11 protein-coding genes are annotated in these 12,769 nt (G+C 47.6%); 10 read left to right on the forward strand and 1 reads right to left on the reverse strand.

The features are described 5' to 3' along the window. The 10 genes from MCG46_RS04550 (at position 1) to MCG46_RS04595 (ending at position 10,730) form a co-directional block, all read left to right on the forward strand. Positions 1 to 1,227 carry a bifunctional folylpolyglutamate synthase/dihydrofolate synthase gene (locus MCG46_RS04550; RefSeq protein WP_240278067.1) on the forward strand — a complete coding sequence of 409 codons (1,227 nt, stop codon included), beginning with the start codon at positions 1 to 3 and terminating at the stop codon, positions 1,225 to 1,227. After that, positions 1,206 to 2,024 (forward strand): hypothetical protein, encoded by an 819-nt coding sequence (locus MCG46_RS04555; protein ID WP_240278069.1) that lies wholly within the window; start codon positions 1,206 to 1,208, stop codon positions 2,022 to 2,024. Before MCG46_RS04550 ends, MCG46_RS04555 begins: the two co-directional genes overlap by 22 nt. A 408-nt stretch (positions 2,025 to 2,432) precedes the next feature. After that, positions 2,433 to 3,566 (forward strand): glucose-1-phosphate adenylyltransferase, encoded by a 1,134-nt coding sequence (locus MCG46_RS04560; protein ID WP_020224763.1) that lies wholly within the window; start codon positions 2,433 to 2,435, stop codon positions 3,564 to 3,566. Positions 3,567 to 3,579: 13 nt separating this feature from the next. Then, the gene (glgD, locus tag MCG46_RS04565; RefSeq protein ID WP_020224762.1) at positions 3,580 to 4,695 is read left to right on the forward strand and encodes a glucose-1-phosphate adenylyltransferase subunit GlgD; all 1,116 of its coding nucleotides are present in this window, start codon (positions 3,580 to 3,582) and stop codon (positions 4,693 to 4,695) included. A gap of 12 nt (positions 4,696 to 4,707) precedes the next feature. Continuing rightward, complete coding sequence (glgA, locus tag MCG46_RS04570) at positions 4,708 to 6,141, forward strand: glycogen synthase GlgA (RefSeq protein WP_240278071.1); 1,434 nt, start codon at positions 4,708 to 4,710, stop codon at positions 6,139 to 6,141. Positions 6,142 to 6,365: 224 nt separating this feature from the next. Then, on the forward strand, positions 6,366 to 7,562 hold the full coding sequence (locus MCG46_RS04575) for a phosphoglycerate kinase (protein WP_020224760.1): 1,197 nt from the start codon (positions 6,366 to 6,368) through the stop codon (positions 7,560 to 7,562). Positions 7,563 to 7,566: 4 nt separating this feature from the next. After that, a complete protein-coding gene (gene tpiA, locus MCG46_RS04580; protein WP_240278073.1) occupies positions 7,567 to 8,310 on the forward strand; it encodes a triose-phosphate isomerase in 744 nt (247 codons plus the stop codon). A 62-nt stretch (positions 8,311 to 8,372) separates the two neighbouring features. Further along, the gene (locus MCG46_RS04585) at positions 8,373 to 8,561 is read left to right on the forward strand and encodes a LiaF transmembrane domain-containing protein (RefSeq protein ID WP_020224758.1); all 189 of its coding nucleotides are present in this window, start codon (positions 8,373 to 8,375) and stop codon (positions 8,559 to 8,561) included. Between the two features lie 79 nt (positions 8,562 to 8,640). Continuing rightward, complete coding sequence (gene eno / locus MCG46_RS04590) at positions 8,641 to 9,939, forward strand: phosphopyruvate hydratase (protein WP_020224757.1); 1,299 nt, start codon at positions 8,641 to 8,643, stop codon at positions 9,937 to 9,939. Between the two features lie 143 nt (positions 9,940 to 10,082). Next, positions 10,083 to 10,730 carry an HAD family hydrolase gene (locus MCG46_RS04595; RefSeq protein WP_240278075.1) on the forward strand — a complete coding sequence of 216 codons (648 nt, stop codon included), beginning with the start codon at positions 10,083 to 10,085 and terminating at the stop codon, positions 10,728 to 10,730. Here the strand turns inward: MCG46_RS04595 and MCG46_RS04600 are convergent. Then, positions 10,722 to 12,740 (reverse strand): BglG family transcription antiterminator, encoded by a 2,019-nt coding sequence (locus MCG46_RS04600; protein WP_240278076.1) that lies wholly within the window; start codon positions 12,738 to 12,740, stop codon positions 10,722 to 10,724. The genes MCG46_RS04595 and MCG46_RS04600 overlap by 9 nt on opposite strands. Between the last annotated feature and the right edge of the window lie 29 nt (positions 12,741 to 12,769).

The following is a 12,769-nucleotide window of genomic DNA, read 5'->3' on the forward strand; positions in this document are numbered from 1 at the left end:
ATGACAACGATCCAGGAAGCCGTAGAGTGGATCACAGCCCGGCATAATTTTCATCATGGCTTCGATCATTTTCAGCGGTTCATGGCGTCGCAGGGCGATCCCCAGGATCAATTCCGCTCGATTCACGTTGCTGGCACCAACGGCAAGGGCAGTACGGTCAGCTATCTGGCCAGTTGTCTCAGCGCCGCCGGCTATACCGTCGGCACGTTTACCTCGCCGCATTTAACAGCACATCAGGACCGCATTCGGATTCAGGATCGCTGGATTGAGGATGAAACCTTTGTCCGCTACACGGATATCTATCGGGAATTGATCGAACAATGGGATCTGGCGATGTTTGAAATTGATTTCTTTTTTGCCTGTCTGTGGTTTATCGAACGAAAGGTGGACATCGCTGTGATTGAAGTCGGGTTAGGCGGCCTGTGGGATTCGACCAATACGCTGCATCATCCGCTGTGCAGTGTGATCGTGTCGATCGGTTTGGATCACATGGATCGCTTAGGCGACAGCGAGGAAGCCATCGCTCTGCAGAAAGCGGGGATTGTGAAGTCCGGAGGGGTTGTGATCAGCGGTGTAAAACAGCCGGAATGTCAATTGGTGATCGAAAACGTGTGCAGGGAAAAGCCGGCTCGGCTGATCCCGGTTTCCCCCGTCAAAGTCCTTCCCGGATATCCGGTTCAATTCATTTGGGAGGGGAAATCGTATACTTTAAATACGGCCGCCCGTTATCAGGCCGAAAATGCCGCAGCAGCACTCACCTGTTTGAATGAAGGCCGGCGGCGGGGGTGGTTTGATGTCAGCGAGGAGGCCCTCGTTCAGGGATTGAAGCAGGCGGTCTGGGCAGGCCGGTTTGAAATCATGGGACATCATCCGTTAATGATCATCGACGGGGCCCACAATGTTCCCGGGATTGAAGCGCTGTGTGCTTCCATGAAAGATTTGCCGCATCCTCAGATCATTGTGTTTACTGCTTTAAAGGATAAGGAAACAACAGGCATGGCTGAACGATTGAAACAGAACTGCGACCAACTGATCATCACGCAGTTTGATTATTTTCGGGCCCAGACGGGCAAGGCCCTGACAATTGAGGGCAGCGAGCTGATCGAAGACTGGAAAACGGCGATCCTGAGCGCGAAGCAGAGGGCTCAGCCGGAGGGTACGGTGGTGATCACCGGTTCACTGTATTTCATTTCGGAGGTTCGGGCATGGCTGAATTCAGGAAGCTAAAGAGGGATCGATGGACGTTGCGGCGCTGGCGGTTTCTGTTTTGGCTGGAAATTGCACTGTTGATCATCGCTTTGATTGTGTTGTTTGCGGTGGAACTTCGCATCTTCCCCATCTATCATCGCCGGAGCTTGTTTGGAGGAATTTTGCTTTGGTTAGGCTGCAGCACGCTGATTGTTCCGACGCTGCAGCGCTATCGTGAAACTTATCATCGCATCGGTTTTGAGATGGAACTGAAACATAAGCTAGATCAGGTGGAAGCCGTCGATCCGACAGGACTGGATATTGACTGGAACCGCCAGCTTGGCTTGGATCCGGCGTTAATGCGTTGCGAATGGGATTGGGCCTACCAAGGAAAAGCGCAGTATGTCCCAGTTCAGATCGGCCCGTTCAGTCTGTCTAAAGAAGGCGTAAAAAAACCGATCGTAAAAAACGGATTGTGGATTCAGCTGAAGGGAAGCTGGGATTTTGACAGCGGCTGGCAGCATATCCGGCAGGATAAGATATGGAACTGCGGAAGCTCATTCCCCGATTTCGCCGCCTGCCATAAGGACGTGGAAGCTCAGGCGGTCAGTCCGCAGCTGCGGCAGATTTTGACAGCCTGCGGTTTTGCTTGGGATGAGCTGTTAGTTCGGATTCAGCACGATCGGATTCTCTTGGCCGTGCGGGAAAGCAAACTGACGATGCCAGCTTTAATCGGCCGCTTGGATGGGATCAGCGATGCGGAAGGAAAGCGCTGCGCCAAGCTCATCCGGGAAGCCGTGAAAATGCCGGAAATCGCGGAGAAAACACAAAAATAACGGAATCTTCACCGTTATTTTATTTTTGTAATAATCTTAAAATGGAAACGGTTACGGAAATGGTAATAATTTTAGTTGCAAATAAAAGGATTTGGTGGGAATGTGATTTATCCGCGGATATGTGAAAAAAATCGAAATATCAAAAACGAAATTGAAACCGGTTACTTTTTTAATAAAATTGAGAAAATGTCGAGAATCATCATAATTTTATGCGAAAATGGTTTAAAAAATCGGCGAAATTCATTCAAACCTGGATTTTTCCAACAGTTTCGCAAATAATTTTGATTATCAACTGAAAATGTACGTTTTTAAATTTTGGTGAACTGAAAAAATATGATTTTTAATCTTTGAAAAACAGACAGGAACACGCTATAATAAAATCATAAAGAAACTATGGGGGCTAAAAATATGAAACAAAATAATATGGTTGCCATGATTTTAGCAGGAGGACGCGGCAGTCGTCTTCTTGATCTTACCAAAAAAGTCGCTAAACCGGCAGTCTACTTCGGCGGAAAGTATCGTATTATCGACTTTCCTTTAAGCAATTGTGCCAACTCGGGAATTTCCGTAGTCGGCGTTTTGACGCAGTATGAATCCGTACTGCTGAACTCGTATGTGGCACGGGATCACCACTGGGGATTGGATGCGCGCGACAGCGGCGTCTTCGTTCTGCCGCCGCGGGAAAAAGATAAGACCGGATTAGGTCTGTATCGCGGCACGGCGGATGCAATCACGCAGAACATCGACTTCCTGGATCAGATGGAAGCGGAATATGTGCTGATTCTTTCCGGCGATCACATTTACAAAATGGATTATGCGAAAATGCTGGCGCATCACAAAGCCAACAATGCGGATGCGACGATCGCAGTTCTGGCGGTTCCGTTAAAGGAAGCCAGCCGGTTTGGCATTATGAATACGGATGAAACCGATCGGATTATCGAATTCGAGGAAAAACCGGCGAAGCCAAAGAGCAATCTGGCTTCGATGGGAATCTATATTTTCAACTACAAGACGCTGCGCAAATATCTGACGGCTGATGAAAAAGATCCGAATTCCGAACATGATTTCGGCAAGGATATCATTCCGGCCTTCCTGCGTGACAACAAGATTCTGACGGCCTACCGCTTTAAAGGCTATTGGAAAGATGTCGGAACGATCGACAGCCTGTGGGAAGCGAACATGGATCTTCTCAATCCGGACAACGAGCTGGATCTGGGCGATTCGCAATGGAAGATTTATACTGAGGATGTACCGACGCCGCCGCAGTTTATCGGCGAAGAAGCCGAGGTGGACAACTGTTATATCAACCAGGGATGCATCGTTAACGGCAGTGTGAAGAACTCCGTGCTGTTTACCAACGTGGAAGTCGGCAGCGGAGCTCAGGTCCTGGATTCTGTGATCATGCCGAATGCGGTGATCGGTGAGGGCGCCAAGGTAACCCGCTGCATCGTCGCGGACAATGTCGAAATCAGTCCGGGCGCCGTTGTCGGCCATAAGGACAGCGAGCATATTGAACTGATCGCAAAAAAGAGAGTGAAATAAGGGGGACGGAAGTATGTGTGACGCATTAGGAATTATTAACTTTGAAGACGCCTGTGTCGACATCACAGGTCTGATGGATTACCGCCCGGCTTCTGCGATCTCTTTTCTGGGTCGTTACCGTTTGATTGACTTCATGCTTTCCAATATGACCAATTCCGGGATTTCCCAGATTGAGGTGTTTATTAAAGACAAGCCGCGTTCCCTGATCGAACATCTGGGCAACGGCCGGCAGTACAACATCAACTCCAAGCGCGGACGCCTGAGTATTTTGTATGGTGAAAACCGGATCATGTCGGAGGTTTACAATCACGATATTGCCAACTTCATGGACAACATTCAGTACATTGAAGAGGTCAACAAGCCTTACGTCATCATCGCGCCGAGCTATATGATCTATCAGATCGACTTCAATGAAGTCCTGAAATATCATGCCGAAAAGAATTCAGACGTAACCGTGATTTACAAATCGACGGATAATGCCAAGGAAGAATTTATCGGCTGCGATACGCTGTCGATGGATAAGGACAAGCGAATTGTCGCCTTTGAAAAGAACCGCGGCAAATACAAAACCCGCAATGTTTCGCTGGAAGCTTATGTCATGACGAAAAAGCTGTTTTTGGAACTGGTCCGCAAAGCTGCCAACACTAGCTCGCTGTATTGGTTCAAAGATATTTTGGCGGACAGCTGTGAAGATCTGCGGATCAACGGCTATGCGTTTAAGGGCATGGTTTACTGTGTCAACAGTCTGCGCAGCTATTTCAAGGCGAACATTGAACTGCGCACGCATGCCAAGGCGCGGGAGCTGTTTAAAGAAGATTGGCCGATTCACACCCGGACCAACGATTCTGCGCCGTCGCAGTATATGCCGGAAGCGAAAATCCGCGGCTGTTCGATTGCCAATGGCTGTCATATTGAAGGCCATGTGGAAAACTGCGTCATCGGACGAAATGTCATTATCAAACGCGGCGCTGTCGTGAAAAACAGTGTGATTCTGCCGGGGGCGTATATCGGTGAGGGCGCGAAGCTGGATCATGTTATCGTCGATAAGGCGGCGATTGTCAACCATGTTAAAAAGCTGGTCGGGACCGATGATTCCCCGATCTATGTGAAACGCAGAGATCGGATTTAAAGGAGGGGTCTTATGAAATCAGTATTGTTTGTCGCAGCGGAAGGTTTGCCGTATATCAAAACCGGCGGACTGGCAGACGTTATCGGCTCGCTGCCGAAAATCTTGAATGAAAAAGGCATGGATGCCCGAGTTGTTTTGCCGCTGTATAAACGAATTGCTGAAAAATACCGCGGTGAGTTCACCAAGCTGAAAACAATCCCGATTCATGTCGGTGTAATCGACACGGTCGCGACCATTTATCAGTCGCAGTGGGAAAATGTCACCTATTATTTTATCGAACATGCCGGCTATTTTGAAAGAGATGGACTTTACGGCTATCCGGATGACGGCGAACGGTTCGCATTCTATCAAAAAGCGGTGCTGGAAATGCTTTGGGCATTGGATTTCTTCCCGGATATCATGCATTGCCATGATTGGCACACCGGGATGATTGCAGCGATGTGCCACATTCAGTATCCGGATGATCAGCGCTATCAGCAGATCAAGCACATGTATACGATTCATAACCTGGCTTTCCAGGGGAATTTCCCAGCCGATGTGCTGACGGACTGCCTGGGCATTGACCGCCGTTATTTTGACGATGGTTCAATGCGCTTCCATAACGGTATCAGCTTCATGAAAACCGGAATTATTTTCTCGGATAAGATTACGACCGTATCGCCTTCTTATTCTCAGGAAATTCTGACCGCGCAGTATGGCGAACAGATGGATGAAGTGCTGCGGTTCAGACAGAGCGATCTGTACGGTATCGTCAACGGAATTGATACCCAGATGTGGGATCCGATGCAGGATCCGGCATTGCCGGCGCATTACAATGCAGAATCCGTGCTGGAAGGCAAGCGCGCCAACAAAGCTGCGGTTCAGAAAGAATTGGGGCTGCGGGTAGCGGACGATGTGATGATGATCGGGATTGTTTCCCGTCTGACCTGGCAGAAAGGCGTGTATCTGATCATTGAAAAGATGGCGGATATCATGGGTCTGGATATTCAGTTTGTCGTTTTGGGCACCGGGGAAACGCATATCGAAAATCAATTTAAGATGATGGAAGACAAATACCGCCGCCGGGCTGTGTATTACTGCGGTTACAATGATGAACTGGCGCATCGGATTTATGCCGGCTGCGACCTGTTCTTAATGCCGTCCTTGTTTGAGCCGTGCGGAATCGGTCAGCTGATTGCCATGCATTACGGGGCGCTGCCGCTGGTGCGTGAAACAGGCGGCCTGCGTGATACGGTACACCCATACAACCAGTATACTAAGGAAGGCAACGGCTTCAGCTTTACCGCCTTCAACAGCCATGACATGCTTTACACGCTGCGCTGCGCCGCGGATACCTATTATCTCAATCGTGCGGATTGGGATCAGCTGGTTCAGCAGGCGATGGGAACGGATGTCAGCTGGAACCTGTCGGCGGATCAGTATACTCAACTCTATAACGAAATGTAAAAGAAGCGAAAAAAAGCTTCTTTTCTTTTTCTTCTTTTTGAGTTGAAATTCGGCTCGAAAACAAGAAAAAAAGACGCTCAGAGAGAGGGGAAAGCGACAATGGGGCAAGGTTGTCAAAAGAAAGCGCTATCACCTTGATAAGATGATCACAAGCGGCTTTTTCCTAGTTTACTTCACTTCTTTCGGGTGTTATAATTTGAAATGTAAAAGGAGGAATTCTTAACATGGCAAAACAAACTGTTCGTGACCTTGATGTTAAAGGAAAACGCGTCCTGGTTCGCGTCGACTTTAACGTACCTATCAAAGATGGAAAAATTACCAATGATAACCGTATCGTTTCCGCTCTGCCGACAATCAACTATCTGACAGAGCACGGTGCAAAGGTTATCCTGATGTCGCATCTGGGCAAGATCGATCATAAAGATCCTGAAAAGTGCGAAGCTGGCAAGAAAAAGAACAACATGGCTCCGGTAGCAGAACGGCTGCAGGAACTGGTTTCCGGCAAGGTAACCTTCGTTCCGGTAACCCGCGGCGAAGAACTGGAAAATGCCATTGCAGCGATGAACGAAGGCGACATCGTGCTGATGCAGAATACCCGTTATGAAAAGGGCGAATCCAAGAATGATCCGGATCTGGCGGCGTATTGGGCAGGCTTAGGTGATCTGTTCGTTTCCGATGCGTTCGGATCAGTTCACAGAGCGCATGCTTCGACCGTAGGCATTGCAACGCATCTGCCTAGCGCCTGCGGATTCCTGGTTCAGAAAGAAATTGAAAATCTGAGCGCGGCCATCGACAATCCGAAGCGTCCGTTAGTCGCTATCCTGGGCGGCGCGAAAGTTTCCGATAAGATCGCAGTCATTGAGAACCTGCTGAACATCGCGGACAAGGTCATTGTCGGCGGTGGTATGGCGTATACCTTCTTAAAGGCGCAGGGTAAGGAAATCGGTACATCTCTGTTGGAAGAAGACCGCATTGAAATGGCGAAGGAATTCCTGGCTAAGGGCGGCGATAAGCTGATTCTTCCAGTTGATTCTGTCGTTGCCAATGCGTTTGAAAACGCAACGGAAGTCAAAACGGTCAGCAATGATGAAATTCCGGCAGGCTTCATGGGTCTGGATATCGGTCCGAAGTCGGTTGAACTGTTCAAGCAGGAACTGCAGGGTGCCAAGACGGTAGTCTGGAACGGCCCGATGGGCGTGTTTGAAAATCCAGCTTATGCTAACGGTACAATCGAAGTCTGCAAGGCTATTTCTGAACTGCCGGAAGCAATGACGGTCATCGGCGGCGGCGATTCTGCGGCAGCAGCGATCCAGCTGGGCTTCAAGGATAAGTTCACGCATATTTCCACTGGCGGCGGCGCTTCCCTGGAATACATGGAAGGCAAAGAACTGCCGGGCATTGCAATCATTCAGGAGAAATAAATCAATGAGAAAACCAATTATTGTCGGAAACTGGAAAATGAATAAGACCTGCGCAGAAGCAGTCAGCTTCATCAATGAAATTGAACCGAAGCTGCACGGCGGCGCAGATTACGGCATCGCAGCTCCGTTTACGGCGCTGAAAGACTGCGTTAACACCGCTAAGAATTTGCTTGTTGCCGCAGAAAACTGCCACTTTGAAGACAACGGTGCTTTCACCGGTGAAGTCAGTGTTCCAATGCTGGAAGAAATCGGCGTGAAATGGTGCATTATCGGTCATTCTGAGCGTCGTCAGATGTTCAATGAAACCGATGAAACGGTCAACAAAAAGGCAAAACGGCTGCTGGAAGCAGGCATCACTCCAATTCTGTGCATCGGCGAAACCGAAGCTCAGTTTGACGCCGGCCAGACAGAAGAAGTCATCCGTGCTCAGCTCAAAGGCGGCCTGGATGGACTGTGCCCGAAATGCGTTGCCAAGATGGTTCTGGCTTATGAGCCGATCTGGGCAATCGGTACGGGCAAGAGCGCAACGAAGGAAATTGCGCAGAACTGCTGCCACATTGTCCGCGACCAGGTTCGCGTCATGTTCGGCGATGAAGCGGCCGACAGCGTTCGTGTTCAGTACGGCGGATCCGTCAAACCGAACAACATTAAGGAATACATGGCCATGGAAGATATCGACGGCGCTCTGATCGGCGGAGCTTCGCTGAAAACGGATTCCTTTGAAGAAATCATCAACGCTACAAAATAAGCTAAACTGACAAAATTCCCATCGATCCTCTGTCTATAATGAAGCCAAAAGGAGGCGTCGTTATGAAAAAGAGGATCGGCGGGATTCTGATTGTTTCCGGCGCCATCTTGTTGCTGAATCCGACTCTGGACGTCCAACAGCTGATGGCCGGCGTGGAAACGATGCTGGTCAGCTACTGGCCGGTACTGCTGATTGTTCTGGGCCTGGCGCTGCAGAATGACAGCCGAAAAACAAAGAAAACACACCGTTAGCATTTGACTTTTTCCCAACGTTTTTAATGAGAAGGAAAAAGGAAAATAGAAGCAGGTAATCACAAGGAGGAAATTGAAGATGCCTAGTATTATTGATGTTTACGCACGCGAAGTCCTGGACTCCCGCGGCAATCCAACTGTTGAAGTCGAAGTGACAACTGAATCCGGCGCGTTTGGCCGCGCAATCGTTCCATCCGGCGCATCCACAGGTGAAAGAGAAGCTCTGGAACTGCGTGATGGTGATAAGAGCCGTTTCATGGGCAAGGGCGTTACCAAGGCGGTTGCCAACGTTAACGATATCATTGCCGATGCTGTTTTAGGCATGGATGTTACTGATCAGAATGCGATCGACAAAGTGATGATCGAACTGGACGGCACAAATGACAAGTCGAAGCTGGGCGCGAATGCGATCCTGGGTGTTTCAATGGCTTGCGCCCGTGCTGCTGCGGATTACTATGATATGCCGCTGTATAAATATTTCGGCGGATTCAACGGCAAGACTCTGCCAGTTCCGATGATGAACGTCTTAAACGGCGGAAGCCATGCGGATTCCACCGTCGATTTCCAGGAATTCATGATTATGCCGGTTGGCGCTTCTTCTGTCAAGGAAGCAGTCAGAATGGGTGCAGAAACATTCCACAACCTGCGTAAAGTATTAAAGGGCAAAGGCTACAACACCAATGTTGGTGATGAAGGCGGATTCGCTCCTTCCTGCGTTGAAGGCAATGAAGAACCGCTGAAGCTGATCGTTGAAGCCATCACAGCAGCTGGCTATGTTCCGGGCAAGGATATCTGCATCGCTATGGACGTTGCGGCTTCTGAATTCTACAACACAGAAACAGGCAACTACGATCTGGAAAAATCCGGACAGGGCACAAAGACAACGGATGAAATGATCGCGATGTATGAAGAATGGGTAGAAAAATATCCGATCGTTTCCATTGAAGACGGTTTAGGCGAAAGAGACTGGGACGGCTGGAAGAAACTGACAGACAAGCTCGGCAGCAAGATTCAGCTGGTCGGCGACGATCTGTTTGTCACCAACCCGGCAATCCTGAAGGAAGGCATTGAAAAGGGCATCGCGAACTCGATCCTGATCAAAGTCAACCAGATTGGTTCCTTAACTGAAACCTTCGACGCGATCGAAATGGCGAAGAAGGCAGGCTATACCTGTGTTGTTTCTCACCGCTCCGGTGAAACAGAAGATACAACGATTGCGGATATCGCTGTCGGCCTGAATGCAGGTCAGATCAAGACAGGTTCGATGAGCCGTACAGACCGGATTGCGAAGTACAATCAGTTAATCCGTATTGAAGATGAACTGGGCCCAATCGCTGAGTACCAGGGCATGGACTGCTTCTACAACGTTAAGAAGTAAGTTCTAAGCACAAACCATGAAAGACAGACCTGAATTCGGGTTTGTCTTTTTTTCTTGTTAAAAATTTGTTTGTCATCGCTTGACAGTCTGATCCAGTTTAGGTTTAAATGAAAGCAAACAATGAATGAAAGCGGAGGAGAAAGATGATAAAAGGGATAATCTTTGACTGTGATGGCGTATTAACGGATACGGAACCTAAGTTTACGAAAGGGATGATGGATCATCTGCATGCCTTGGGGATTCAGGCGGATCCGCAGGACTTGGAAACATTTTGCGGCATGACGCTGCGGCGCTCTTGCGAGGAAGTGATGAAGCGATACAAGATTGATCAGCTTGATCTTGATCAGTTTATCGAAGATGAACAGCGCTGTTATGACCGCTATTTTCAAGATGATCAGATGTTTCCCATGCCGGGATTAATGGGGTTTTTGGATTTTCTTCAAAAACAAGGAATTCAGCTGGCGGTCGCCACTTCTTCCAGTACAGCCTACATTCAGCACCTGTTGGACTTGTTTCAGATCAAAGACCGGTTTTCTGTCGTGGTTGCTGGGGATCAGGTGGAAAATGGAAAGCCAGCCCCAGATATTTATTATAAAGCTATGGCTGAATTAGGACTGCCCGGCAGTGAGTTAGCCGTTATTGAAGATTCTGAAAATGGAATTGCCGCGGCAAAAAAAGCCGGTCTTTACACGATCGGCTTCAAGGCTTCCGAGATTGTTCAGAACACAGCGCAGGCAGATGTTGAAGTCAGGGATTATGCTGAACTTATGCAGCTGAAAAACTTATTCTGAAGAGTACATAATCTGTTTCTCAAAATAAGTCAGAATTGCTTCGGAGTCCGCAGATTTCATCATAACGCTGAAATCTGGCCGGCGCAATAACGTCATTAAGCGAATCAAGATATTGGCATATTCCGGTGTGTCATAAACCGCACAGGCAAGAATGATGGAGACTGGACTGTATTGATGATTGCCGAAAGCAACCGGCTGTTTTAAACGAAGCAGTGAGATCGCAGGCTCAATGACACCATCTTGAGGTGAGGCGTGGGCTAAGGCAATTCCCGGAGCGATGACAATATAAGGACCATATTTTATCACCAGATCAATCATCTGCTGCAGATAATTGACGGTGATTTTTTTCTGCCAGAGAAGCAACTCACCGGCTGCAATAATCCCCTCTTTCCAATCTGTAATTTCTTTGTCAAGCAGTATTCTTTCGCTGGAAAAGAGCTTGAGAAACATTGTTTTTTCATTGAGTGTGATGGATAAAGAGAAGGCGGAGAGGCGGGACTGATCAGAAAGGGAAATCTTTCGTTTTCCTTCCAGCGTGTTTAAAAATGCTCGGATCTCAGTCAGATCTGTTTCTGTAAGCAGGACGCTGACTGTAAGCGAAGGAACCGGAAGTGAATCCAGCGGTACAGTTGAAATAATCAAGTCGATATTTTTATTCTTAATCATTTCAGCCGCTTTATGCGCCGGACAAATATCCACCAGCTGAACATGGAAATACTTTGTGATCTGCATGGCTAGAAAATTTCCTGTTGCCATGCCGCTGCTGCAGGTAATCAAAATATTCGGAACATAATGATTCAGCTTCCCGCGTTCCATAGATGCTAAGATGTGCATTAGGATATAAGCTGTTTCGTTGTCACTCAGCGAAATATTTAATCCGTTTTCCAGAATATAAATATTTTGTTTTATGATTGCGAAATCTTTCGCATACCGGTTCTGGGTTTCCATAAGATAGGGATTCTCCAGCTTTTTTCCTGATTGAAGCCGGTGACAGCACGCTGAAATGTGAGCACACAAGTATTCCAGCAGCAGAGAATCGCTGAGGAAATCCATTTTATAAGAGAAGGAAACATTCTGCAGAAATTCTTTAATGATCATGGCAAAAAGAACGGAATCCTGAGGAGTTGAATTTATTTTCAGTACGATATCCATATCCTTCAGCGTTTTGATAAAAAACGCAGTTTCAGCTGAAATCCAATTTACCTTGGATTTCAGCGTATCGCCGACGGCTTGAGAAAAACGAACTAAGGATAAAGGAAATTCTGAGGTCTGGATGTCCTGAGCCTGATGTCCGGTCTGAATTCTGCCTATTTGGAAAATCAAGATGAACAGAATGCGGTAAAAATCCGCATCTGAGATTTCTAAATCCAGCATAACTTCTGTCTGTTTAATACAGGCCTCAGCCAGAGATCGATATTTGATGATCTTTAATATATTCGTTATATAAAGTGTGCAGGGATTGATCGGCTGAGCGGCAAAACATTCTTCATAATCCCAGTCAGGAAGCAAAGAATCAAGTAAAAAGGTCCGTTTATCATTTTCAGGACCTACGAACCAGAGACCGTCCTGCGTACTTTTGAGAAAGTGGGTATGATAAGTCTTGCTTTTAAGCTTAATCGCTTGCAGATCATTGATAATTGTATTCCGGCTGACACAGAGCAGCTCTTTTAATGTATCGTTTTTAACAGGCGTTTCTGAACAGATCAGAAGGCAGAGTAGAATAAATTGCCGTTCGCGGCCTGACAGACGATATTCGTAGAAGGTCAGCGAGTTCATGGAAGCAATAATATAACTGCGCTGTGCTGAGGTTCCTGTAAATCGAAATTCCTTTCCGTCAAAAAGAAGTGTCTCGCAGACTCCAAGGGATGTCAGATAATCAAAAAGCTCTTCACTGTAATTATAAATTGTTCGCTTTGAAACACCGAAGGCTTCAGAGATCTCAGTGAGTCTGAGCGGTCTTTCGGGTGTCGTTATGATTTTTTTTAGTAATGCATAAATTTGCTTATTCATAATTTTCTCTTATTTTAACATGCTCTAAT

The sequence above is a fragment of the Holdemania massiliensis genome (assembly GCF_022440805.1).
Classification (GTDB): Bacteria; Bacillota_I; Bacilli_A; order Erysipelotrichales; family Erysipelotrichaceae; genus Holdemania; species Holdemania massiliensis_A.